The sequence below is a fragment of the Streptomyces sp. GLSS-08 genome (assembly GCF_056387915.1).
This window is the reverse complement of the sequence record NZ_JBWJAQ010000020.1, coordinates 58,858-81,684: the sequence shown is the minus strand read 5'-3', so window position 1 is coordinate 81,684 and position 22,827 is coordinate 58,858. Positions and strand designations below refer to the sequence as shown.

The 22,827-nt window shown below is 71.6% G+C and carries 20 protein-coding genes and 1 pseudogene; 13 read left to right on the top strand and 8 right to left on the bottom strand.

Annotation, left to right across the window (positions count from 1 at the left end):
* Positions 1 to 94: 94 nt before the first annotated feature.
* From AC0ZLC_RS28390 to AC0ZLC_RS28375, 4 genes are all read left to right on the top strand, one after another.
* Positions 95 to 727, top strand: a complete 633-nt coding sequence (locus tag AC0ZLC_RS28390) for an AIM24 family protein (RefSeq protein WP_476754835.1) — start codon at positions 95 to 97, stop codon at positions 725 to 727.
* Between the two features lies 1 nt (position 728).
* A complete protein-coding gene (locus tag AC0ZLC_RS28385) occupies positions 729 to 1,379 on the top strand; it encodes an AIM24 family protein (RefSeq protein ID WP_476754834.1) in 651 nt (216 codons plus the stop codon).
* Positions 1,376 to 2,173 (top strand): AIM24 family protein, encoded by a 798-nt coding sequence (locus tag AC0ZLC_RS28380; RefSeq protein WP_476754803.1) that lies wholly within the window; start codon positions 1,376 to 1,378, stop codon positions 2,171 to 2,173. The genes AC0ZLC_RS28385 and AC0ZLC_RS28380 overlap by 4 nt, the downstream gene beginning before the upstream one ends.
* Positions 2,174 to 2,265: 92 nt before the next feature.
* Complete coding sequence (locus AC0ZLC_RS28375) at positions 2,266 to 2,742, top strand: MarR family winged helix-turn-helix transcriptional regulator (protein WP_476754802.1); 477 nt, start codon at positions 2,266 to 2,268, stop codon at positions 2,740 to 2,742.
* A 3-nt stretch (positions 2,743 to 2,745) separates the two neighbouring features.
* Here AC0ZLC_RS28375 and AC0ZLC_RS28370 read toward each other — a convergent pair.
* The 3 genes and pseudogenes from AC0ZLC_RS28370 to AC0ZLC_RS28360 all read right to left on the bottom strand — a co-directional run.
* Positions 2,746 to 3,083 (bottom strand): annotated as a pseudogene (locus AC0ZLC_RS28370) (ATP-binding protein); the annotation flags it as partial.
* Between the two features lie 172 nt (positions 3,084 to 3,255).
* Positions 3,256 to 4,212, bottom strand: a complete 957-nt coding sequence (gene meaB / locus AC0ZLC_RS28365; protein WP_358854223.1) for a methylmalonyl Co-A mutase-associated GTPase MeaB — start codon at positions 4,210 to 4,212, stop codon at positions 3,256 to 3,258.
* A gap of 63 nt (positions 4,213 to 4,275) precedes the next feature.
* Positions 4,276 to 5,478 (bottom strand): acetyl-CoA C-acetyltransferase, encoded by a 1,203-nt coding sequence (locus AC0ZLC_RS28360; RefSeq protein WP_476754801.1) that lies wholly within the window; start codon positions 5,476 to 5,478, stop codon positions 4,276 to 4,278.
* Positions 5,479 to 5,656: 178 nt separating this feature from the next.
* On the opposite strand from AC0ZLC_RS28360, the gene mce reads away from it, so the two are divergent.
* The 7 genes from mce to AC0ZLC_RS28325 all read left to right on the top strand — a co-directional run bounded on the left by mce (position 5,657) and on the right by AC0ZLC_RS28325 (position 15,543).
* Positions 5,657 to 6,097, top strand: coding sequence for a methylmalonyl-CoA epimerase (gene mce, locus AC0ZLC_RS28355; RefSeq protein ID WP_358854221.1), 441 nt, complete (start codon positions 5,657 to 5,659; stop codon positions 6,095 to 6,097).
* Positions 6,098 to 6,354: 257 nt separating this feature from the next.
* Positions 6,355 to 10,203, top strand: a complete 3,849-nt coding sequence (gene scy, locus AC0ZLC_RS28350) for a polarized growth protein Scy (protein WP_476754800.1) — start codon at positions 6,355 to 6,357, stop codon at positions 10,201 to 10,203.
* A gap of 183 nt (positions 10,204 to 10,386) precedes the next feature.
* Positions 10,387 to 11,322: a cellulose-binding protein gene (locus tag AC0ZLC_RS28345; RefSeq protein ID WP_476754799.1), complete on the top strand. Its 936-nt coding sequence runs from the start codon at positions 10,387 to 10,389 to the stop codon at positions 11,320 to 11,322.
* A gap of 117 nt (positions 11,323 to 11,439) precedes the next feature.
* The gene (locus tag AC0ZLC_RS28340; RefSeq protein WP_476754798.1) at positions 11,440 to 12,435 is read left to right on the top strand and encodes an ATP-binding cassette domain-containing protein; all 996 of its coding nucleotides are present in this window, start codon (positions 11,440 to 11,442) and stop codon (positions 12,433 to 12,435) included.
* Positions 12,432 to 13,202: an ABC transporter permease gene (locus tag AC0ZLC_RS28335; RefSeq protein ID WP_476754797.1), complete on the top strand. Its 771-nt coding sequence runs from the start codon at positions 12,432 to 12,434 to the stop codon at positions 13,200 to 13,202. Before AC0ZLC_RS28340 ends, AC0ZLC_RS28335 begins: the two co-directional genes overlap by 4 nt.
* Before the next feature lie 242 nt (positions 13,203 to 13,444).
* A complete protein-coding gene (locus AC0ZLC_RS28330; RefSeq protein ID WP_358854216.1) occupies positions 13,445 to 14,701 on the top strand; it encodes an ABC transporter ATP-binding protein in 1,257 nt (418 codons plus the stop codon).
* On the top strand, positions 14,698 to 15,543 hold the full coding sequence (locus tag AC0ZLC_RS28325; RefSeq protein WP_476754796.1) for an ABC transporter permease: 846 nt from the start codon (positions 14,698 to 14,700) through the stop codon (positions 15,541 to 15,543). Before AC0ZLC_RS28330 ends, AC0ZLC_RS28325 begins: the two co-directional genes overlap by 4 nt.
* Positions 15,544 to 15,601: 58 nt before the next feature.
* On the opposite strand, the gene AC0ZLC_RS28320 is transcribed toward AC0ZLC_RS28325, so the two are convergent.
* A complete protein-coding gene (locus AC0ZLC_RS28320) occupies positions 15,602 to 15,943 on the bottom strand; it encodes an ATP/GTP-binding protein (protein ID WP_476754795.1) in 342 nt (113 codons plus the stop codon).
* 218 nt (positions 15,944 to 16,161) lie between these two features.
* On the opposite strand from AC0ZLC_RS28320, the gene AC0ZLC_RS28315 reads away from it, so the two are divergent.
* Positions 16,162 to 17,190, top strand: a complete 1,029-nt coding sequence (locus AC0ZLC_RS28315) for an LLM class flavin-dependent oxidoreductase (RefSeq protein ID WP_476754794.1) — start codon at positions 16,162 to 16,164, stop codon at positions 17,188 to 17,190.
* An 84-nt stretch (positions 17,191 to 17,274) separates the two neighbouring features.
* Here the strand turns inward: AC0ZLC_RS28315 and AC0ZLC_RS28310 are convergent, their stop codons facing one another.
* Positions 17,275 to 17,667 carry an SCO5389 family protein gene (locus AC0ZLC_RS28310; RefSeq protein WP_358854212.1) on the bottom strand — a complete coding sequence of 131 codons (393 nt, stop codon included), beginning with the start codon at positions 17,665 to 17,667 and terminating at the stop codon, positions 17,275 to 17,277.
* A 298-nt stretch (positions 17,668 to 17,965) separates the two neighbouring features.
* On the opposite strand from AC0ZLC_RS28310, the gene nucS reads away from it, so the two are divergent.
* Positions 17,966 to 18,637 (top strand): endonuclease NucS, encoded by a 672-nt coding sequence (gene nucS, locus AC0ZLC_RS28305; RefSeq protein ID WP_358854211.1) that lies wholly within the window; start codon positions 17,966 to 17,968, stop codon positions 18,635 to 18,637.
* A 66-nt stretch (positions 18,638 to 18,703) separates the two neighbouring features.
* On the opposite strand, the gene AC0ZLC_RS28300 is transcribed toward nucS, so the two are convergent.
* From AC0ZLC_RS28300 to AC0ZLC_RS28290, 3 genes are all read right to left on the bottom strand, one after another.
* Positions 18,704 to 21,178: an ATP-binding protein gene (locus AC0ZLC_RS28300; protein WP_476754793.1), complete on the bottom strand. Its 2,475-nt coding sequence runs from the start codon at positions 21,176 to 21,178 to the stop codon at positions 18,704 to 18,706.
* 219 nt (positions 21,179 to 21,397) lie between these two features.
* The gene (locus tag AC0ZLC_RS28295) at positions 21,398 to 21,721 is read right to left on the bottom strand and encodes an STAS domain-containing protein (RefSeq protein WP_358854209.1); all 324 of its coding nucleotides are present in this window, start codon (positions 21,719 to 21,721) and stop codon (positions 21,398 to 21,400) included.
* Between the two features lie 171 nt (positions 21,722 to 21,892).
* On the bottom strand, positions 21,893 to 22,741 hold the full coding sequence (locus AC0ZLC_RS28290) for a 3-hydroxyacyl-CoA dehydrogenase family protein (protein WP_476754792.1): 849 nt from the start codon (positions 22,739 to 22,741) through the stop codon (positions 21,893 to 21,895).
* Positions 22,742 to 22,827 lie beyond the last annotated feature (86 nt).

The window sequence follows — 22,827 nt, the reverse complement described above, 5'->3', positions numbered from 1 at the left end:
GTGACGGCCGCCCCCGAGGGGTGCGATCAGGGACGTTCTCCACCCGTGGGACCTGTCGGCGGCCACGCCGGGCGGCTACCTTCACACCGTGGCGATGTTCCGACTCCAAGGCAGCAAGGTGCTGGCCGTAGACATGACCGGCGACGCCGTGAAGGCGAAGAACGGCTCGATGGTCGCGTACGACGGGCAGATGGCCTTCAAGAAGCTGAGCGGCGGCGGCGAGGGGATCCGGGGAATGGTGACCCGGCGCCTCACCGGCGAACAGATGATCACGATGGAGGTGAAGGGTCAGGGGACCTGCTGGTTCGCCGACCGGGCCTCCGAGATCAACCTCGTGAACCTCCAGGGGGACAAGCTGTACGTCGAGTCGAGCAACCTGCTCGCGACGGACGCCGGACTGCGGACGGGCACGTCCTTCACCGGCCTCCGCGGCGCCTCGCAGGGCAACGGCCTGTTCACGACGACGGTCGAGGGCCACGGCCAGGCGGCGATCATGTCCGACGGCCCGGCGGTGGTGCTGCGGGTCAGCTCCCAGTACCCGCTCACCGTCGACCCGGGCGCGTACATCGCGCACCAGGGCGACGTACGGCAGTCCTTCCAGTCCGGTGTGACGTTCCGCACGTTCATGGGCGAGGGCGGCGGCGAGGCCTTCCAGATCCGCTTCGAGGGTGACGGCCTGGTCTACGTACAGCCCAGTGAGCGCAACACGATCGCGGGGGATGTGTGAGATGCCCTTCCGTGAGATCAACTCGAAGATGGTCGAGGCGACCGTCCTCCCCGGCCAGCGGCTGTTCAGTCAGCGCGGCGCGATGCTCGCGTACAAGGGGGAGGTCTCCTTCACCCCGAACATGCAGGGCGGTCAGGGCGGTGTGATGTCGATGATCGGCCGCCGCCTGGCGAACGAGGCCACCCCCCTGATGACCGTCGAGGGCTCCGGCACCGTGTTCTTCGGGCACGGCGGCCATCACATCGAGGTCATCACCCTCACGGGCGACACCCTGTTCGTGGAGGCGGACCGCCTGCTCGCCTTCGACGGGACGCTGGAGCAGGGCACGATGTTCATGGGCTCGCAGGGCGGGGTCATGGGCATGGTGCGCGGCCAGGTGACGGGCCAGGGGCTGTTCACCACGACCCTGAAGGGCCACGGCTCGGTCGCGGTCATGGCGCACGGGGGCGTGATCCAGGTCCCGATCACCCCGCAGCGCCCGGTCCACGTCGACCCCCAGGCGTACGTGGCGCACCACGGCGACGTGCGCAACAAGCTGTCCACGGCGCTCGGCTGGCGCGACATGGTGGGCCGCGGCTCGGGCGAGGCGTTCCAGCTGGAGCTGAGCGGCAGTGGTGCGGTGTACGTCCAGGCCTCGGAGGAGAAGCTGTGAGCGCGTACGGAGCCTCGGGCCCGGTGGTCCTCGATCCGGCGACCCTGCCGGTCGACGACAACGTGAACAAGTACACCTTCTGCGTGGAGCTCAAGGGGAGCCAGTGGTTCCTGCAGAAGGGCAAGATGATCGCCTACTACGGATCGATGGAATTCAACGGCATCGGACACGGCCGGCTGGACCGTCTGGTGCGTACGTCGTTCCATTCGCCACTGCACGCGAGCGACTGGGTGGTGGCGGAGGGCTCGGGCAAGATGCTGCTCGCCGACCGGGCCTTCGACGTGAATTCGTACGACTTGACCGAGGGCAACCTGACCATTCGCTCGGGCAACCTCCTCGCTTTTCAGCCAACTCTCGCGCTGAAGCAGTCCATCGTCCCGGGCTTCCTGACGCTGATCGGAACGGGCAAGTTCGTGGCCGCCTCGAACGGCCCCGTGGTGTTCATGGAACCGCCGATCCGGGTGGACCCGCAGGCCCTCGTCGGATGGGCCGACTGCCCCTCCCCGTGCCACCACTACGACCACGGGTACCTGACGGGCGTCATGGGCGGTCTACGTGCGATGACGGGCATCGGCGGGGCTTCCGGGGAGGAGCACCAGTTCGAGTTCGTGGGGGCGGGCACGGTCCTGCTCCAGTCGTCCGAGGCGCTGATGGCGGAGCAGGCCACCGGAGCGGTACCGCAGCAGGCAGGGGTACCGGGCGGCGGCGGGGTACCGGGCCAGCAGGGAGGGCAAGCCGGCGCACCGCGTCTTCCCGGACAGCTGGGGGACCTCCAGCGTCGCTTCGGGCTGTGAGCGGTAGTCTGCGGAGTGTGACGTCGAACGCGTGCGCGTAGTCACACCGCCCTCACTAGTTCGCCTTTCAACCTTTTAGGTAGACTTCATTCATGGAGACCGAGACGGCCACGCGCTGGCTGACCGATGCGGAGCAGTGCGCCTGGCGCACCCACCTGGAGGTCAACATGCTGTTGACATACCAGCTCGAGAAGGACCTCCAGCCGTTCGGACTGACGATGAACGACTACGAGATCCTGGTGAATCTCTCCGAGTCGGAGGACGTACGGATGCGGATGAGCGACCTCGCGTCCGCCACCCTCCAGTCCAAGAGTCGCCTCTCTCACCAGATCACCCGCATGGAGAACGCGAACCTGGTACGTCGTGAGAACTGCGAATCCGACCGAAGAGGACTGTACGCGGTCCTCACCGACCACGGTCTGGAGACGATGCGGAAGGTCGCCCCGCACCATGTGGCGTCCGTGCGCAGGCACTTCATCGACCTGCTCTCCCCGGAGGCCCTGAACAGCCTCCACAAGTCACTGACCCCGATCGCGGAGCAGCTGCGGGGCCAGCGGGGCCGTCCCTGACCGTCACCCGATGCCGGCGCCCCGTGCCGGCCGGCCCACGGGCAGCCTGAGTTCGAAGGGCGCCCCACCTCCGGGCGCCGCGCGGACGGTGAGTGTGCCGCCGTGCCGCAGCGCGACGTCGCGGGCGATGGCGAGGCCGAGACCGGCCCCGCCGTCGTCCCGGCTGCGGGCGTCGTCGAGCCGGACGAACCGCTCGAAGATCCGCTCCCGCTCCTCCTCCGGCACGCCCGACCCGTCGTCCTCGACCCCGAGCAGGGCCCAGGCACCCTCCCGGCGCAGGATGACGGCGACCCGGTCGCGCGCATGGCGTCGCGCGCGTTGTCCAGCAGGTTGGCCAGCACCGGGCACCCGGCGCCGTGGCCGGGGCCGGGGTGGGACGGCGGACCCCGCGCCTACGGGGTGCGCCCGCGCCCGCACTCCCGTGCGGCTGCCCGAACCGCAGTCGGCACGACCCGCACCCGCCCTCCCGAAGGAGGGGCCGACCTGCCACGGGGGGCGAAGGCGCGCCCGGCCTCAGCCGGACGTCAGCCCCGCCACCAACTCGTCCGCCGCCCCGTAGGGATCCAGCTCCCCCGCCACGATCCGCTCCGCCAGCGCGCTCAGCCGCCGGTCCCCGTGCAGGTCACCGATCCGCTCCCGCAGCGCCGTGACCGCGATGGTCTCGACCTCGCGAGCGGCCCTGGACAGCCGCCGCTCGCCCAGCACCCCCCGCTCCTCCATCCACGCGCGGTGCTTCTCCAGGGCCTCGACGACCTCGTCGATCCCCTCCCCCCGCGCCGCCACCGTCTTGACGATCGGCGGCCGCCAGTCCCCCGGCCCCCGGGACTCCCCGAGCCCGAGCATGTGGTTCAGCTCGCGGGCCGTCGCGTCGGCCCCGTCCCGGTCGGCCTTGTTCACCACGTAGACGTCACCGATCTCCAGGATCCCGGCCTTCGCCGCCTGGATCCCGTCGCCCATCCCGGGCGCGAGCAGCACCACCGAGGTGTCGGCCTGCGAGGCGATCTCCACCTCGGACTGCCCGACACCGACGGTCTCGACGAGGATGACGTCGCAGCCCGCCGCGTCCAGGACGCGGATCGCCTGGGGGGCCGCCCAGGCGAGCCCGCCCAGATGCCCGCGGGTGGCCATCGAGCGGATGTACACCCCGGGGTCCGACGCGTGCTCGGACATCCGCACCCGGTCCCCGAGCAGCGCGCCCCCGGAGAACGGCGAGGACGGATCGACGGCGAGCACCCCGACCCGCCGGCCGAGTCGCCGGTAGGCGGTCACCAGCGCCGACGTGGAAGTCGACTTGCCGACACCCGGTGACCCGGTCAGCCCCACCACGTACGCGTTCCCGGCGAGCGGGGCCAGCGCCGCCATGACCTCACGGAGCTGCTCGGACGCCCCCTCCACCAGGGAGATCAGCCGGGCCACGGCCCGCGGCCGTCCTTCCCTGGCCTGGGCCACCAGTGAGGAGACGTCCTGCATCACAGCTCCGTTCAGTCGAGTCGGTCGGTAGTGGAGGAACCGCGGAGGAACCCCGCGGAGCCGTCAGGCCCTGGGCACCCGCACGATCAGCGCGTCACCCTGCCCGCCGCCACCGCACAGCGCGGCCGCGCCCACGCCACCGCCGCGCCGCCTGAGCTCAAGCGCGAGGTGCAGGACGAGCCGGGCGCCGGACATTCCGATCGGGTGACCCAGCGCGATGGCACCGCCGTTGACGTTCACCTTTTCCGAGGACACGCCGAGGTCCTTCATCGACTGCACGGCGACCGCGGCGAACGCTTCGTTGATCTCGATCAGATCAAGATCAGCGACGTCCAGGCCCTCCTTCTTCAGCGCGTGCCGGATGGCGTTGGACGGCTGCGACTGCAACGAGTTGTCCGGCCCGGCCACGTTGCCGTGCGCGCCGATCTCGGCGATCCACTCCAGGCCCAGCTCCTGCGCCTTGGCCTTGCTCATCACGACCACGGCCGCCGCACCGTCCGAGATCTGCGAGGAGGTACCGGCCGTGATCGTGCCGTCCCTGGTGAAGGCGGGGCGCAGCTTGCCGAGCGAGTCGGCGGTGGTCTCGCCGCGGATGCCCTCGTCCTGGCTGAAGACGACGGGCTCGCCCTTGCGCTGCGGGATCTCGACCGGCGTGATCTCCGCCTCGAAGATGCCGTTCTTCTGGGCGGCGGCGGCACGCTGGTGGGACAGCGCCGCGACCTCGTCCTGCTCGGGGCGGGCGATGCCGAGGCGGGCGTTGTGCTTCTCCGTCGACTCGCCCATGGCGATGTTCTCGAAGGCGTCCGTCAGACCGTCGTACGCCATGGCGTCGAGCATCTGGACGGCACCGTACTTGTAGCCCTCGCGGGACTTCGGGAGCAGGTGCGGGGCGTTCGTCATGGACTCCTGGCCGCCGGCGACCACCACGTCGAAGTCGCCGGCGCGAATGAGCTGGTCGGCGAGCGCGATGGCGTCGAGGCCCGACAGACACACCTTGTTGATGGTGAGCGCCGGCACGCTCATCGGGATGCCGGCCTTGACCGCGGCCTGCCGTGCCGGGATCTGCCCCGCCCCGGCCTGCAGAACCTGGCCCATGATGACGTACTGCACCTGGTCCCCGCCGATACCCGCACGGTCGAGGGCGGCCTTGATCGCGAATCCTCCGAGGTCGGCTCCGGAGAAGGACTTCAGCGAGCCGAGCAACCGTCCCATCGGGGTGCGGGCACCCGCGACGATCACGGAGGTCGTGCTGTTCGTTCCAGACATGAGGTGCGATCCCCTTCCAGCTTGCACAGCTGAGGAGTGAACGAGTGGGGGGTCTGGGGGGACTCCCCACAGATGAGGGTGTACTTGAATGTACTGAGCGGTAAGCCACCCGTCATCCGGCGGCGAGTGTGATCGCGCGCACGTTGCGTAACCACCCGAGGAGCGCTGCACTGACTCCATGCTGACGCGAATCGACCACATCGGGATCGCCTGTTTCGACCTGGACAGGACCGTCGAGTTCTACCGTGCGACGTACGGCTTCGAGGTCTTCCACTCCGAGGTCAACGAGGAGCAGGGCGTGCGAGAGGCCATGCTCAAGATCAACGAGACGTCCGACGGCGGCGCCTCCTACCTCCAGCTGCTCGAACCCACCCGCGAGGACTCCGCGGTCGGCAAGTGGCTGGCCAAGAACGGCGAGGGGGTGCACCACATCGCCTTCGGCACGGCGGACGTCGACGCCGACGCGGCGGACATCAGGGAGAAGGGCGTACGCGTCCTCTACGACGAGCCCCGGCGCGGCTCGATGGACTCCCGGATCACCTTCCTGCACCCCAAGGATTGTCATGGCGTGCTGACAGAACTGGTCACTTCGGCGGCTGTTGAGTCACCTGAGCACTGACCTCCGTATATCTGGGCCGGTAGGGTTGGGGACGGCCGCCGCCACATCGGGGCGGCCCGGGGCCTGCCGTTGGGTCGGCCCCGCGGTTCTGTCTGCGACAGGACCGAGGGCCGGGGTCCAGGTTTCGGGGGGCGAGCGTCGGGGCAGCAGCCCGTGCTCCGCCGTTGATCTGACACCATTCCCCGGGGGCCCCGTTCGGCGGACGGACGGAGCTCGTTCGGAAAGACTTGCGACCAGGGGACGGATGGGACCGCGCAGTGCGGGGCTACGAACGCCAGGAGCGAGAGCCGGCGGCTGACGTCGACCACCTCTCTCGGTTCGAGGCCGAGATGGAACGGCTGAAGACCGAGCGGGAGAAGGCCGTCCAGCACGCCGAGGACCTCGGCTATCAGGTCGAGGTGCTGCGCGCCAAGCTGCACGAGGCGCGCCGCAGTCTGGCGTCCCGTCCTGCCTACGACGGAGCCGACCTCGGCTATCAGGCCGAACAGCTGCTCCGCAACGCGCAGATCCAGGCCGAACAGCTGCGCGCGGACGCCGAGCGGGAGCTGAGCCAGGCCCGCGCGCAGACGCAGCGCATCCTCCAGGAGCACGCCGAACAGGCCGCCCGCCTCCAGGCGGAGTTGCACCAGGAGGCCGTCACCCGCCGCCAGCAGCTCGACCAGGAGCTGGCGGAGCGCCGGCAGACCGTCGAGTCCCATGTCAACGAGAACGTGGCCTGGGCCGAGCAGCTGCGGGCCCGCACCGAGCAGCAGGCCCGCCGGCTCCTGGAGGAGTCGCGTGCCGAGGCCGACCAGGCGCTGGCCGCGGCCCGCGCGGAGGCCGAGCGGATCGCCGCCGAGGCCCGCCAGCGGCTCACCACCGACGCCGAGACGGCCCGCGCGGAGGCCGAGCAGCTGCTGCGCCGGGCCCGTACGGACGCCGAGCGACTGCTGAACGCCGCGTCCACGCAGGCCCAGGAGGCCACCCAGCACGCCGAGCAGCTCCGCAGTTCCACCGCGACGGAGTCCGACGCCGCGCGGCGTCAGGCCACCGAGCTGAGCCGGACCGCCGAGCAGCGCATGGCGGAGGCCGAGAAGGCGCTGCGCGAGGCTCGCGCCGGGGCCGACAAGCTGGTCGCCGAGGCGAAGGAGGCCGCCGCCAAGGCCCTGTCCAGCGCGGAGTCGGCGAACGAGCAGCGCACGCGGACGGCGAAGGAGCAGGTCGCCCGGCTGGTCAGTGAGGCCACCAAGGAGGCCGAGACCACCAAGGCGGACGCCGAGCAGCTCGTCGCCGACGCCCGCGCGGCGGCCGAGAAGATCGTGGCGGAGGCCGAGGAGAACGCGCGCACCCTCACCGCCGAGGAGACCGCCTCGCAGCTCGCCGAGGCGGCGCGGACGGCCGAGGAGGTCCTCGACAAGGCGTCGGAGGACGCCAAGAAGACCACCAGGGCGGCGACCGAGGAGGCCGAGCGGATCCGCTCCGAGGCGGAGGCCGAGGCGGACCGGCTGCGGGCCCAGGCGCACGACATCGCCGAGGAGCTCAAGGGCGCGGCGAAGGACGACACCAAGGAGTACCGGGCCAAGACGGTCGAGCTGCAGGAGGAGGCGCGCCGACTGCGCGGCGAGGCCGAGCAGCTGCGGGCCGACGCGGTCTCCGAGGGCGAGCGGCTCCGCGGCGAGGCCCGGCGTGAGGCCGTCCAGCAGATCGAGGAGGCGGCGAAGACCGCCGAGGAGCTGCTGGCGAAGGCGAAGGCGGACGCGGACGCGCTGCGGACGACCGCCACCGCGGACAGCGAGCGGGTGCGCACCGAGGCCATCGAGCGCGCGACGACGCTGCGCCGGCAGGCCGAGGAGACGTTGGAGCGCACGCGCGCCGAGGCGGAGCGGCATCGTGCGGAGGCCGTCGAGCACTCCGAGGGCATCAAGGCGGACGCCGAGCGGGCGGCGCTGGAGCTGCGCGAGGAGACCGAGCGGGCGCTCACGGCCCGGCGGGCCGAGGCCGCGGAGGAACTGAACCGGCTGCGCACGGAGGCCGAGGAGCGTCTCGCCGCCGCCGAGCAGGCGCTGACGGACGCCCGTGCGGAGGCCGAGCGGATCCGCCGCGAGGCCGCCGACGAGGCGGAGCGGCTGCGCACGGAGGCCGCCGAGCGGATCCGTACGCTGCAGGGGCAGGCCGAGGCGGAGGCGGAGCGGCTGCGCACGGAGGCGGCGGCGGACGCGTCCGCGTCGCGGGCCGAGGGCGAGAACATCGCCGTACGGCTGCGTTCGGAGGCCGCGGCGGAGGCCGAGCGGCTGAAGTCGGAGGCTCAGGACACCGCGGACCGGGTGCGGGCGGAGGCGCAGGCCGCGGCGGAGCGGCTGGCGGCCGAGGGTGCCGAGACGCTGGCCGCCGCGCAGGAGGAGGCCGCCCGGCGCCGTCGCGAGGCCGAGGAGCTGCTCGGTGCGGCGCGCCAGGAGGCCGACCAGGAGCGCGAGCGGGCCCGCGAGCAGAGCGAGGAGCTGCTGGCGTCGGCGCGTACCCGCGTGGACGAGGCGCAGGCGGAGGCCGTACGGCTGGTCGAGGAGGCCGACCGGCGCGCGACGGAGATGGTCGCGAGCGCCGAGCAGACCGCTCAGCAGGTGCGCGACGCCGTGGCCGGGCTGCACGAGCAGGCGCAGGAGGAGATCACCGGGCTGCGTTCGGCCGCCGAGCACGCGGCGGACCGTACGCGGACCGAGGCGCAGGCGGAGGCGGACCGGGTCCGCGCCGACGCGTACGCCGAGCGGGAGCGCGCCGCCGAGGACGCGGCGCGGGTGCGGCGGGAGGCGTCCGAGGAGTCGGAGGCCGCCAAGTCCCTCGCGGAGCGCACGGTCGCGGACGCGATCGCCGAGTCCGAGCGGATGCGTTCGGATGCCGCGGAGCACGCCCAGCGGGCCCGTACGGAGGCGTCCGACACCATCGCGAACGCCGATCAGGACGCGTCGCGCACCCGCGCGGAGGCCAGGGAGGACGCGAACCGGATCCGTTCCGACGCGGCCACGCAGGCGGACGCCCTCATCAACGAGGCGCGGTCCGAGGCGGAGCGGCTGGCGAACGAGACGGCCGCGGAGGCCGAGCGGGTCCGTGCGGAGTCCGTCTCGAAGGCGGAGAAGCTCATCTCGGACGCGACGGGCGACGCGGAGCGGCTGCGCGCCGAGGCGGCGGAGACGGTCGGTTCCGCGCAGCAGCACGCGGAGCGGGTCCGCACGGAGGCGGAGCGGGTCGGGGCCGAGGCGGCCGCGGAGGCCGAGCGGGTCACGACAGCCGCGCGCGAGAAGGCCGAGCAGATGCTGGACGAGGCCCGCCAGGAGGCCAACAAGCGGCGTTCCGAGGCGGCCGAGCAGGTCGACACGCTCATCTCGGAGACGGCCGCCGAGGCCGACAAGCTGCTCTCCGAGGCGCAGCAGGCGGCGCAGAAGACCACGGCGGACGCCGAGGGGCAGGCCGACACGATGGTGGGCGCGGCCCGCAACGAGGCCGAGCGTCTGATGTCCGGGGCGACCGTTGAGGGCAACACGCTGGTGGAGCGGGCCCGTGCGGACGCCGACGAGCTGCTGGTCGGGGCGCGCCGGGACGCCACGGCGATAAGGGAGCGGGCGGAGGAGCTGCGGGACCGGATCACCTCGGAGATCGAGGAGCTGCACGACCGGGCCCGCCGGGAGTCCGCGGAGGCGATGAAGACGGCGGGCGAGCGCTGCGACGCGCTGGTGAAGGCCGCCGAGGACCAGCTCGCCGAGGCCGAGGCGAAGGCGAAGGATCTGGTCGCGGAGGCCAACTCCGAGGCGAGCAAGGTGCGGATCGCCGCCGTCAAGAAGGCCGAGGGGCTCCTCAAGGAGGCCGAGCAGAAGAAGTCCTCGCTCGTCGCCGAGGCCACGAGGATCAAGGCCGACGCCGAGCAGGAGGCGCGGCGCATGGTCGAGGAGGGCAGGCGCGATCTCGATGTGCTGGTGCGCCGGCGTGAGGACATCAATGCCGAGATCTCCCGTGTCCAGGACGTCCTGGAGGCGTTGGAGTCTTTCGAGGCCCCGGCTGCCGGCAAGGACGGTGGGGTCAAGGCGGGTGCTGCCGTCGGCGCGCCCCGTTCGGGTGGCAAGACGTCAGAGAGCTAGCGGACGGCGCCTGTTCCGTGCTTGGCCAGGACCTTCGGCACAGCCGCTGGCAAGCCCTGCGACAGGTAGCCACCCAAAAGGAGTGTCATTCTCCAGATCAAACACGTATCCGCTCGATGACTCACCGCTTTGGCCCCTAGGATTCCCTCTATCACCTCACCGGTCTCATTCGACAGGAACCCCATGAGCGACACTTCCCCCTACGGCTTCGAGCTTGTGCGGCGTGGGTACGACCGCGCTCAGGTGGACGAACGCATTTCGAAGCTCGTCTCCGACCGTGACAGCGCTCTGGCCCGTATCACTGCTCTTGAGAAGCGCATCGAGGAACTCCACCTCGAGACGCAGAATGCCCAGGCCCAGGTCAGCGACGCGGAGCCCTCGTACGCGGGTCTCGGCGCGCGCGTCGAGAAGATCCTCCGCCTCGCCGAGGAGGAGGCGAAGGACCTGCGCGAGGAGGCCCGCCGCGCGTCCGAGCAGCACCGTGAGCTCGCCGAGTCGGCGGCCCAGCAGGTGCGCAACGATGCAGAATCGTTCGCTGCGGACCGCAAGGCCAAGGCGGAGGACGAGGGCGTCCGGATCGTCGAGAAGGCCAAGAGCGAGGCTTCCCAGCTGCGTTCCGATGCGCAGAAGGACGCGCAGTCGAAGCGTGAGGAGGCGGACGCCCTCTTCGAGGAGACCCGCGCCAAGGCAGCCCAGGCGGCCGCGGACTTCGAGACCAACCTGGCGAAGCGCCGCGAGCAGTCGGAGCGCGACCTCGCGTCCCGTCAGGCCAAGGCGGAGAAGCGTCTCGCGGAGATCGAGCACCGCGCGGAGCAGCTGCGCCTGGAGGCCGAGAAGCTGCGTACGGACGCCGAGCGCCGGGCCCGTCAGACGGTGGAGACCGCGCAGCGCCAGGCCGAGGACATCGTGGCCGACGCGAACGCCAAGGCGGACCGGATCCGTTCGGAGTCCGAGCGCGAGCTGGCGGCGCTCACCAACCGCCGCGACTCCATCAACGCGCAGCTCACGAACGTCCGCGAGATGCTCGCGACGCTCACGGGTGCCGCGGTGGCCGCGACCGGCACTCCCGCCGAGGACGAGCCGGTCTCGCGTGGGGTTCCCGCGCAGCAGTCCCGCTAGCCGGTAGCGAGGAACAGCGACAGCACGGGCCCGCGCCTCCCCCGGAGGAGCGGGCCTTCGTCGTGCGGCCCTTTTCCTGCGGTGGCAGGCCCCCGGGGCCCGTTCTAACGTGGCCGCATGATCGAGCTCGAGGGGCTGACCAAGCGGTACGGCGAGAAGGTGGCGGTCGACAACCTCACGTTCGCCGTCCGGCCCGGCATCGTCACCGGTTTCCTCGGCCCCAACGGCGCGGGGAAGTCGACCACGATGCGGATGATGCTCGGGCTCGACCGTCCCACCTCGGGCGACGTCCGGATCGACGGCAGGCACTACGACCGGTTGAAGGATCCGCTGACGTACATCGGCGCCCTGCTGGACGCCAAGGCCATGCACGGCGGCCGCAGCGCGTTCAACCACCTGCTGTGCCTGGCCCAGAGCAACGGCATTCCGCGGGCGCGGGTGCACGAGGTCCTCGACACGGTGGGGCTCACCTCGGTCGCCCGGAAGAAGGCGAAGGGGTTCTCGCTCGGCATGGGCCAGCGGCTCGGGATCGCGGGTGCGCTGCTGGGCGATCCGCGGATCCTGATGTTCGACGAGCCGGTGAACGGCCTGGACCCCGAGGGCATCCACTGGATCCGCACGCTGATGAAGTCCCTTGCCGCGCAGGGCCGTACGGTCTTCGTCTCGTCCCACCTGATGAGCGAGATGGCGCTCACGGCCGACCACCTCGTCGTCATCGGCCAGGGCCGGCTGCTGGCGGACACGTCGATGGCGGACTTCATCGCGCAGAACTCGCGGTCGTACGTCCGGCTGCGCTCGCCCCAGCACGAGCGGCTGCTCGACGTGCTGCACCGGGCGGGGATCACGGCCCTTCAGGTGGGCGACGGCACGCTGGAAGTGGACGGCGTGCGGTCGGAGGAGATCGGTGAGCTGGCCGCGCGGCACCAGCTCGTGCTGCACGAGCTGAGCCCCCAACGCGCTTCGCTGGAGGAGGCGTTCATGCAGCTGACCGCGGAGTCGGTGGAGTACCACGCGCACACCGGGCCGTCGCTCGCCGGGGCCGGGGCGGCACCGCCCGCTCCGGCTGCCGGGCACCAGGGGTGGGGCAACGACCGGCCGGGGGGCCGGTCATGACGGCCACGCAGGTCGTCAGGTCCGAGTGGACGAAGATCCGTTCCGTGGCGTCCACGGTCTGGACGCTCGGTCTCGCGGCGGTCGTCACGGTCGCGCTCGGCATCCTGATCTCGCTGCTGTCTAAGAACGAGTTCGACAACATGAGCGAGCGGGACCGGCTGTCGTTCGACCCGACGTTCATCAGCTTCGCCGGGATGAGCCTCGGTCAGCTGGCGATGATCGTGTTCGGCGTGCTGGTCGTCTCGAACGAGTACAGCACCGGCATGATCCGCACCTCGCTCGCCGCGGTGCCGCAGCGCGGCACGTTCCTCTTCAGCAAGATCACCGTGGCGACCGCGCTCGCCCTGCTGGTCGGGCTGCTCACCAGCTTCGTCGCCTTCTTCCTCGGCCAGGCGGCGCTCGGCCCGCACCGGACGTCGATCGGCGACCCGGGCGTGCTGCGCGCCGTGATCGGCGGCGGGCTCTACATGACGCTCATCGCGGTGTTCTCGATGGGGGTCGCGACGATGCTCCGCAGCCCGATGCTCTCCCTCGGCATCCTGATGCCGTTCTTCTTCCTGATCTCCGCGATCCTCGGCAACGTCTCCGCGACCAAGAAGGTCGGCCGCTTCCTCCCCGACCAGGCGGGCAGCAGGATCATGCGGGTGGTGAACCCGCTGGACGACGACACCCCGTACGGCCCGTGGGGCGGCCTCGGCATCATGGTGCTGTGGGTGGTCGCGGCGCTGGTCGGCGGGTATGTGCTGCTCCGGAAGCGGGACGCCTAGGCGTTTTGGAGAAGGGGGCGCGCACGAGGTCGCAGCGCGGGAGTGGACGGACTGCTTCCGGATCCCTTCCCGCCAGACAGGACACGTACCTGACAAAGAAGACCACGCCCCGCTGACCGATCACGCTCGTGACCTGCGTGGTTTTACTTTCTCTTGAGTGGAACCGTCAGCGCCCGGATATCCTCCTAACCCTTACGGGGGCGTGTGCCCCGTCGTCCTGAACCTTTCGATGGGTGCGGAGCATGATCGAGGCAGTCGGCCTGACGAAGCGCTACGGCGCCAAGACGGCCGTGTACAACCTTTCCTTCCAGGTGCGGCCGGGTGCCGTCACCGGCTTCCTCGGGCCCAACGGCTCGGGCAAGTCGACGACGATGCGCATGATCCTCGGCCTGGACAACCCCACCTCGGGGCAGGTGACGATCGGCGGCTACCCGTACCGCAAGCTGCCGAACGCCCCCCGCCAGGTCGGCGCCCTCCTCGACGCCAAGGCCGTGCACGGCGGCCGGCACGCCCGCAACCACCTGCTCTGCCTCGCGCAGCTGTCGGGCATCCCGGCCCGCCGCGTCGACGAGGTCCTCGGCGTGGTCGGCCTCCAGGACGTGGCCAGGAAGCGGTCCAAGGGGTTCTCGCTCGGCATGGGCCAGCGGCTCGGCATCGCCGCCGCGCTCCTCGGCGACCCCCAGGTGCTGCTCTTCGACGAGCCGGTCAACGGCCTCGACCCCGAGGGCATCCTCTGGGTGCGCAACCTGATGAAGTCCCTCGCCGCGGAGGGCCGCACGGTCTTCGTCTCGTCCCACCTGATGAGCGAGATGGCGCTCACCGCCGACCACCTCATCGTGATCGGGCGCGGCCAGCTCCTCGCCGACTCCAGCATCCGCGACTTCATCTCCCACAACTCGGCCGACTTCGCCCGGGTCCGCACCCCGGACACCGAGCCCCAGCTGCGCGAGAAGCTGACCGCCGCGCTCACCGAGGCCGGCGGCCAGGTGCTGCCCGAGCAGGACGGCGCGCTGCGCGTCATGGGGCTGCCGCTGCCCCGCATCAGCGACCTCGCGCACTCCGCCGACGTACGTCTGTGGGAGCTGTCGCCGCACCAGGCCTCGCTGGAGGAGGCGTACATGCGGATGACGCAGGGCGCCGTCGACTACCGCTCGACCATCGACCAGAAGGCGGGGCTCCAGCAGGAGCTGCCGCCGGGTGCCGTGCCCCCGGGCGCCGTGCCGCAGATGCCGGTGCCGGGCCAGGGCCAGCCGGGCTGGTACGCCCCGCCGCCGCCCCAGCACGGCGGACAGCCGTTCGCGATGCCGCAGGGAGCGCCTCCCGCGGGCCCGTACGGCGCCCCCGCGGCCCCCGGCGCCGGCCCGGCCGGTCAGCCCAACCCTTACGCCCAGGCCGCGCCCCAGGCCCCCGGGCAGCCTTCCGCACAGCCCTCCGCGGCGCCCGCCGCGCCCTCTGCCGCTCCCGACCTGAACAAGCGCGACAGCGAGGACCCCCGATGAGCACGCCCCAGCCCCCGATGCCGCAGCAGACCGCGCCCGCCCCCGACTGGCAGGCGGGGCCGGGCGGTTCGTACACCTCGCCGATCCCGGTCACCCGCACCCACCTCGGACACGCGCTCACCTCCGAGTGGACGAAGATCAAGTCGGTGCGCTCCACGATGTGGACGCTCGGCGTGTTCCTACTCCTGGTCGTCGGGATCGGCTTCCTGGTGGCCGCGCAGACGGAGGACGTGGACTACAGCGACGTCCCGTACACGATCCCGGCCTTCTTCGGCCTGATCCTCGGCCAGATCTGCCTGATCACGCTGGGCGTCCTGGTCGTCTCCTCCGAGTACGGCACGGGCATGATCCGTACGACCTTCACGGCCTCGCCGCAGCGCCACCGGGTGCTCACCGCCAAGCTGCTGATCTTCTTCGCGGTCGCGTTCGTCGTCTCGGCCTTCGCCATCGGACTGGTCGGCCTGATCACGTCGGGTCTGCACGGCGGTTCGTCGGACACCGAATGGGGCGGCACGGTCCTCAAGGGCGCGCTGTACGTCTCGCTGCTCGGGGTGCTGGCGCTCGCCGTCGGTTCGATGCTGCGGCACTCGGCCGGTGCGATCACCACGATGCTGGGTGTCGTGCTGGTGCCCGCGATCATGCCCGCGTTCCTGATGATGTCCGAGAGCATGCGCTCCATCGGCGAGAAGATGATGGACTACAACGCGCCCAACGCCCTCGCCAAGATCTTCGAGCTGGACAGCGAGACCGGCGGTGGCAACGCGCAGCTCGGCCTGCTCGTCGGGGTGACCATCGCGGCGATCGCCGGCGCCTTCGTCCTGCTGGAACGACGCGACGTCTGAGCCGTCCGGCGCCCGCCCCGGCCGGCCCGGCGTCCGGCCGGCGGAGAGGTACGGAGCCTCAGAACCGCGGCGCGTTACGGGACCGCTGCACCCGCGAGGTGCGGCGGTCCTTCGCGTTCCAGCAGGCCTTGTGCCAGTGGCGCCGCTCGTCCACCCCGGAGTGCTCGGGCCAGGCCACCACGTGCGGGACGCCGGAGGGAATCAGCTGGTCGCAGCCGGGGCAGCGGTAGAACTTGCCCTGGGCGCCGGCACCCGCCACGTGGCGTACGCTCCATTCCTCGCCCCGCCAGCTCTCCGTGGACTGCCAGCCGCCGTAGCGGCCGGACCGCTCGTCCTGGTTCGCGGACCCGCTCGAACCGGACGAGCCGGCGCCCTTCGGACGGTTGCGACGCGGGGACACGGGACACCTCACGGAGCTGTACGGGGAGCAGGAGCCGCGTCCAGCCTACGCGGCTGCCGCCCGGGGCAGGCGTACTTCGCCGTCCCCTCCGACCCCCGCTGACCGGCCTATTCTCCAGACAATCCGCAAATCCCCCCGGCAGGCCGTGTCTTCGGCACGTGTCAGGGGGTTATGCCGGTGGGGAAGCTCCGCGTCGGTGCCAAGGAGGCAGGAGTGCGATGCGCGTAGGAAGTTTTGTACTGGCGGCCCAGTTCCCGGGTCAGGGCCCGGGAGAGGCGCTGCACCGCGCGGTGCGATCGGCCGAGGTCGCCGAGGAGGCGGGACTCGACTCGGTATGGCTGGCCGAGCACCACTTCGTGCCGTACGGGACGTGCCCCTCGGCCGTCACCCTGGCCGCGCTGCTGCTCGGCCGCACCCGGCGGATCCGGGTCGGCACGGCGGTGAGCGTGCTGCCCACCGCGCATCCCGTGGCCCTCGGCGAGCAGGCCGCGCTGCTGCACGTGACGTCCGGCGGCCGCTTCTCGCTGGGGGTGGGCCGCGGCGGTCCCTGGGTGGACCTTGAGGTCTTCGGCCCGGGCCTCGAGGCGTACGAGAAGGGGTTCCCGGAATCACTCGATCTGCTGGTGCGCTGGCTGCGTGAACCGTCCGTCGCCGGCACCGGGGAGCGCTTCAACTTCCGCGAGGTCCCCGTCGTGCCGAGGCCCTCGGAGAATCTGAGCGGCGCGGCGGGCCCCGAGGTCGTCGTCGCCTGCACCTCCCCGGCCAGTGTCCGGCTCGCCGCGGAGCGCGGACTGCCGATGCTTCTGGGGATGCATGCCGACGACGAGGAGAAGGCCGAAATGGTCGCGTTCTGGCGGCGGCAGGCGCGCGCCGCGGGGCGTCCGGCCGACGAGATCGTCACCGCCGGTCATGTCTCGGCGGGCGTCTGCCAGATCGCCGACCGCCGCGGGGACGCGGCGGAGACCCTGCTGAAGTCGATGCCGGGCTGGCTGAAGCAGGGGCTCGAGGCCCATGTGACGGTCGACGGGCGCGCCCGCAGCATGCGGGACCCGTGGGCGTACACGGAACTGCTCTGCGGGCTGCACCCGGTGGGGACGCCGAGGCTGTGCGCCGACCGGCTCGCGGCGACGTCGGAGCGCACCGGCATCTCGCGCTTCGCCCTGCTGGTCGAGGGCTCGGGAGACCTGGCGACGACCGAGGAGAACGTACGACGGCTCGGCGCCGAGGTGCTTCCTCACCTCGGCTGAGCGGACCGGTCGTGCGGGGAACTTGCCGCCCCGGTACAGATGCACCTCCCGCGTACGGAGCGGCAAGCAGTGCGGCCGGCCGCGTCAGCAGTCCCGGAACTCCGGTGACTGGTTCAGTAGCTGGCTGCGGACCGACGTGAAGCGTGCCAGCGTGTCGTCCACCGTGGCGTCCAACGGGAACACCGCGACCCGGTGGCAGTTCTGGAAGGCCAGCCGCACTCCGAAGTGCCGCTGGAGCGCGCCGCGTATCGCGTCACTCGCGAGCGCACGCAGCAGCTGGCCGCGTGCCTGCTCGTCCGGCGGCGGCGTCTGGTTGTCGGCGAAGTTGCCTCCGTCCACCTTCAGCTGGGCCACCAGGGAGCTGATCATCTCCCACGCGTAGGGCAGGGAGGTCCGGACGCAGTCGACGAAGTCAGCTTCGTCGACCTCGCCTCGCTCGGCCTTTTCGAGTAGGGCCGGTGAGACGTCGAGCGACATGGGTTCTCCTCTCGCACCCCCGGGAAAGCGGGGGTTGACGGACAGGGCGGAAGACCGCGACATCCAACACGCTGCGTACACGCATCGCGACCTCCCGTTTATACGGTAGGCAACGGAGGATGGCGGCACCAGGAGAATGCCCACACAGCGAGCAACCCGTAGGCACACAATCGGCCAGTACCGAACAGGGGAGTTCCAGGGCAAACAGGCGTGTTCGAAACGCCTCGCGGTGCGCCCGGGGACGGGGGGACGCGGGCGAATCGCGTGCAGCGGTGCCGGTCGAGTAGCGTTGCCGACCATGCGTCTCGTCATCGCCCGGTGTTCCGTCGACTATGCGGGCCGGCTCACCGCCCATCTCCCGTCCGCCCCCCGCCTCATCCTCGTGAAGGCGGACGGCAGCGTCTCCATCCACGCGGACGACCGGGCCTACAAGCCCCTCAACTGGATGTCGCCGCCCTGCACGCTGAAGGAGGGTTCCGGCGACGAGGAAGGCGTGTGGACCGTCATCAACAAGGCGGGCGAGAAGCTCATCATCACGATGGAGGAGGTCCTCCACGACTCCTCGCACGAACTGGGCGTGGATCCCGGCCTGATCAAGGACGGCGTGGAAGCGCACCTCCAGGAGCTGCTGGCGGACCGCATCGAGACGCTCGGCGAGGGTTACACGCTCATCCGCCGCGAGTACATGACGGCCATCGGCCCCGTCGACATCCTCTGCCGCGACGCCGAGGGCCGGACGGTCGCCATCGAGATCAAGCGGCGCGGCGAGATCGACGGCGTGGAGCAACTCACGCGCTATCTGGAGCTGTTGAACCGCGACCCGCATCTCGCGCCGGTGCGCGGCATCTTCGCCGCCCAGGAGATCAAGCCGCAGGCCCGTGTCCTCGCCACGGACCGCGGCATCGGCTGCACGGTGCTGGACTACAACGCGCTGCGCGGCATCGAGGACGACAAGCTGCGGCTGTTCTGAGCCCGGGCGCGACGCGGGGGGCCGGATCCTCTCCCGGATCCGGCCCCCCGCGTCGTACGGCCCGGCTCACATCACCGGGGCACCGCTCGTCCCCGCGGGCGGGCCGGCCGGCCCGCTCGCGGAACTGGTCGTCGCCGGGCCACTGGCGGAGTTCGAGGTGGCCGGCGCGGAGGGCGTTCCGCTAGTCGTCGGGGGCGTCGACGGCGACGGCGGCTGGCTCGTCGACGGCTTGCTCGTCGAAGGCTTCGGCGACGTCGACGGTTTCGGCGACGACGGCTTGGACGTGGGCGACTTCGACGGCGACTTCGAGGGACTCGGCCCCTTCGTCCCGCTCGGGTCGTCCGACGGCGTCCCGCCCGCGGTCGGTGTCGGGTCGTCCGACGTGCCGTAGGTGCCGTCCGGCCCCGGATCCGTCGGCCTGCTCGGCGCCCCCGCGTCCCCGGCGCCCGTGTCGCCCTCGTCCGCGCCGAGGCTGTCGTCGTCGGCGTCCTGGCCGGCCGAGGGGCTGACGCCGACCCTGTCGGACGGGTCCTCGTTGTTGTCGGAGGTCATGCCGAGCGTGACCACCGTGCCCAGCACCGCGGCCAGGAGCGCCCCCGAGCCCGCGGCGACCAGGTTGCGGCGCGTACCGGTCACCAGGCCCTTGATGCCGCCGGGCCGCCGTACGGAGGCGGGTACCGCGGTCGTCCGCCGGGCGACGAGCGTCGCGGGCTCGGGCGGCGCGGGCAGGGCGAACGCGGCCGGTATGCCGCCGGGAGGCGTCAGGGGTTCCGCACTGCGCATGTCGGGCGTCTCCCCGCCCGCCTCGACGCGCCCGACGGGCAGTACGGCCCCGGAGCGGTCGGCGACCAGCGCGAGGGCGCGGCGGCCGGCGACGGTGCCGCGCTTGTCGGCGAGGGCGCCGCGCAGCCCGATGGAGGCCTCCAGTTCGGCGCGGGCCCGGTCCAGCTGGCCGGCGCAGAGCGCGAGGATGCCCAACTCGTGGTGGAAGTAGGCCTGGTCCGGGACCTCGCCGGCTAGCTGGGAGGCCTCGGCGCCGGCGCGCAGCGCCCGTTCCCAGGCGCTCCAGTGCAGACCGGCGGCGAAGGCGGGCGCGGCGGTGCGGGCCAGCTGGACGCAGGCGCTCTCCTCGTCGTCGAGCGGGACCGTGGTGAGCGGCACCAGGAGGGTCAGCGCCGCGAGGACGGCGTCCGCCTCCGCGCAGACCCGCTCGGGGGTGACGGAGGGGTGTCCGGTCCACCAGGTGTAGTGCCGGGCGGCGGTGAGCGCGTGGTCCTCGATGTCGTCCGCGTACCCGGAGGCCTCCAGCTGGGCCTGTACGCCCGCCGCGAGCCGGTAGCGGGAGCCGACCGGGGTGACCAGCGCGCAGTTGGCGAGTTCGGCGAGGGCCGCGTCGGCGTGGGTGTCACCCACGAGGGCCGGCAGATGCGCCTGGTGGGGCACCTCGCCGCCGAGCGCGACCGCGAACCGCAGGGTGGCGCGGGCCGACTCGCTGAGCCGCGAGGCGAGCAGCGCGGCGGGGGCGGCGCCCTCGGCGAGTGAGGGCAGCGGGACGGCGGGGGTGTCGTCGGTGTCGTTCGGCGCGTCGGGGTGTGCGTCCTCGCGGTACTCGAAACCGTCGGCCGGCTCGGGGTGGGCGTGCAGCCGGTCACGCTGCCGCAGCAGGGCGCCGGCCTGCACGAAGCGCAGCGGGAGGCCTTCGGACTCGAACCAGAGGTCGCCCGCCCAGTTCGACTCGTCCTCGGTCAGTTCCCGGCCGACGGCGCGCTCCAGGAGCTCGATGCCGCCACTGCGGTCGAGACCGCCGAGGAACACCTCTTCGAGGAGGGAGTCGCCGGACGGCGCGGGGACGTCGGGTGTGGTGCCGATCAGGAAGGCGCACTCGGGGGTGGCGTCGAGCAGTTCGTCGAGGGCGCTGCCGCCGAACTCCAGGTCGTCGAGGACGACGACCGCGCCGATCTCACGGACGAGCCCGAGCAGCTCATCCCGTTCGGGGCGGTGCCGGGGCGCGTCGTAGACGGCGGCGAACAGGTCGTGCAGCAGGTCGCCGGCCGTGCGCCGGTAGCCGCTGAGGCGTACGACGCCGTCGGGCGCGAGGTCCGCGCAGTCGTCGGCGACGGCGTCCAGGAGGGTGGTGCGGCCCGAACCGGCGGGGCCGGTGAGGCGTACGGAGCGGCCGCGGGCCAGCAGCCGGACGAGGCGCTCGCGCTCGTCCTGGCGCTCGAGGAGGGGGAGCCGGGCCTGTGCGGGTCCCGGCGGCACGGGCGGGTGGGCCGAGCGGGCCTGTTCGGCGCGGCCGGCGGCGGTGGTCTTGGCCGGCCGGCGGGGCCGCTGCCCCGGCGGGCAGTTCTCTATCTCGCTGCCGTCGACGGGGTTGACGGTGAGCAGGAAGTCGCCCGAGAAGAGCTGGACGGTGCGGGCGAGTGCCGGCGTGGGCTGGCCGAAGTCGGAGGCGAGTGCTTCGCGCGGCGGACGCTGCCGAGGCGTCCGGCCGTCGTCGTCATGACCGTACTCCGCGGGTTCCCGGTGATTCGGGTCCATGATGTCCTGCCCCCCAAAAGCGTCGGGTGCCGAGCCCCTCCCGGCCTTGCTGCACACCGCGCTGTCGCTTCTGGTCCGGTGCCCGCTCCAGGGGTTCAGACTGCGGGCAGGCGAACCCTAAACCTTCGCTCAGTATCCGGGAACAGGCGGGGTACCGCGTCGCCCGAGACGTCACAGCTTCGTGAGGATTGCGTGCGAGGGTACGTTTCGTGCGGCGGGTCAGACCCGGGGCAGTGACTCGACCCCGAGGCCGCCCTCGATCGCCAGGATCCGGTGCAGCCGGGTGGCAACCAGCAGGCGCTGCATCTGCGTGGGTACGCGGCGCAGGACGAGCCGTCGGCCGCACCGCCCGGCCCGTCGGTGGGCTCCCATGATGACGCCGAGTCCGGTGGCGTCCCAGGAGTCCAGCTCGGACAGGTCGAGCACCAGGTCGCCGACTCCGTCGTCGACGGCCGAGTGCAGGACCGTACGGGCGTCCGCCGCGCTGCGGACGTCGAGGCGGCCCCCGACGACCAGCTCGGCGTGGTCGCCCCTGATGTACATATGCGCTCCCCGAGAGTGCGTTTCGTACTCCGCGTCTGTCTGTCTGCGTGTGACTGTGTGCACCGTCTGACTGCCCTGGGGCCGCAGAGGTTGCCGTCTGTGAGCGAACCGATACCGAATTCACCCGTGAGGGTGACGGCCGGGAGGACCGTACGGATTCGGTGCCTGGATTCAGTGCTTGTAGAAGCCCTGCCCGCTCTTGCGCCCGATGTCACCGGCGTCAACCATCCGGCGCATCAGCTCCGGCGGTGCGAACTTCTCGTCCTGGGACTCCGTGTAGATGTTGCCGGTCGCGTGAAGCAGGATGTCGACGCCCGTCAGGTCGGCCGTGGCCAGGGGGCCCATGGCGTGCCCGAAGCCCAGCTTGCAGGCGAGGTCGATGTCCTCGGCGGAGGCCACGCCCGACTCGTACAGCTTGGCCGCCTCGACGACGAGCGCCGAGATGAGACGGGTGGTCACGAAGCCGGCGACGTCGCGGTTGACGACGATGCAGGTCTTGCCGACGGACTCGGCGAACTCCCGCGTGGCGGCGAGGGTTTCGTCGCTCGTCTTGTAGCCGCGCACCAGCTCGCACAGCTGCATCATCGGGACCGGTGAGAAGAAGTGCGCACCGACCACGCGCTCCGGGCGCTCCGTCACGGCCGCGATCTTGGTGATCGGGATGGCGGAGGTGTTGGAGGCGAGGACGGTGTCGTCGCGGACGAGCCTGTCGAGCGCGCGGAAGATCTCGTGCTTGACCTCGAGCTTCTCGAACACGGCCTCGACGACGATGTCGGCGTCGGCGGCCGCGTCGAGGTCGGTGCTGGTGGTGATGCGCCCGAGCGCGGCCCCGGCGTCCTCGGCGGACAGTCTGCCCTTGCTGACGAACTTGTCGTAGGACGCCTTGATGCCGTCGGTGCCGCGGGTCAGGGCTTCGTCGGTGACGTCACGCAGAACGACGTCCCAGCCCGCTTGCGCGGAGACCTGGGCGATACCGGATCCCATGAGACCGGCTCCGATGACGGCGAGCTTCCGTGCCACTCCGACTCCCCTTAACACGCTGTTTATGTAGCCTCTCCGGCGGACCCTAGCGCTCGTGAGGGCCGCTGTGACCGGTAAGTAATGCG

Excerpts from the sequence above, each read along its gene's own strand:
- mce (WP_358854221.1), top strand. The coding sequence starts at position 5,657 with ATGCTGACGCGAATCGACCACATCGGGATCGCCTGTTTCGACCTGGAC.
- AC0ZLC_RS28390 (WP_476754835.1), top strand. The coding sequence starts at position 95 with ATGTTCCGACTCCAAGGCAGCAAGGTGCTGGCCGTAGACATGACCGGC.
- AC0ZLC_RS28385 (WP_476754834.1), top strand. The coding sequence starts at position 729 with ATGCCCTTCCGTGAGATCAACTCGAAGATGGTCGAGGCGACCGTCCTC.
- AC0ZLC_RS28295 (WP_358854209.1), bottom strand. The coding sequence starts at position 21,721 with ATGTACATCAGGGGCGACCACGCCGAGCTGGTCGTCGGGGGCCGCCTC.
- AC0ZLC_RS28360 (WP_476754801.1), bottom strand. The coding sequence starts at position 5,478 with ATGTCTGGAACGAACAGCACGACCTCCGTGATCGTCGCGGGTGCCCGC.
- AC0ZLC_RS28310 (WP_358854212.1), bottom strand. The coding sequence starts at position 17,667 with ATGTCGCTCGACGTCTCACCGGCCCTACTCGAAAAGGCCGAGCGAGGC.
- AC0ZLC_RS28300 (WP_476754793.1), bottom strand. The coding sequence starts at position 21,178 with ATGGACCCGAATCACCGGGAACCCGCGGAGTACGGTCATGACGACGAC.
- AC0ZLC_RS28315 (WP_476754794.1), top strand. The coding sequence starts at position 16,162 with ATGCGCGTAGGAAGTTTTGTACTGGCGGCCCAGTTCCCGGGTCAGGGC.
- nucS (WP_358854211.1), top strand. The coding sequence starts at position 17,966 with ATGCGTCTCGTCATCGCCCGGTGTTCCGTCGACTATGCGGGCCGGCTC.
- meaB (WP_358854223.1), bottom strand. The coding sequence starts at position 4,212 with ATGCAGGACGTCTCCTCACTGGTGGCCCAGGCCAGGGAAGGACGGCCG.
- AC0ZLC_RS28345 (WP_476754799.1), top strand. The coding sequence starts at position 10,387 with ATGAGCGACACTTCCCCCTACGGCTTCGAGCTTGTGCGGCGTGGGTAC.
- AC0ZLC_RS28335 (WP_476754797.1), top strand. The coding sequence starts at position 12,432 with ATGACGGCCACGCAGGTCGTCAGGTCCGAGTGGACGAAGATCCGTTCC.
- AC0ZLC_RS28325 (WP_476754796.1), top strand. The coding sequence starts at position 14,698 with ATGAGCACGCCCCAGCCCCCGATGCCGCAGCAGACCGCGCCCGCCCCC.
- AC0ZLC_RS28330 (WP_358854216.1), top strand. The coding sequence starts at position 13,445 with ATGATCGAGGCAGTCGGCCTGACGAAGCGCTACGGCGCCAAGACGGCC.
- AC0ZLC_RS28340 (WP_476754798.1), top strand. The coding sequence starts at position 11,440 with ATGATCGAGCTCGAGGGGCTGACCAAGCGGTACGGCGAGAAGGTGGCG.
- AC0ZLC_RS28375 (WP_476754802.1), top strand. The coding sequence starts at position 2,266 with ATGGAGACCGAGACGGCCACGCGCTGGCTGACCGATGCGGAGCAGTGC.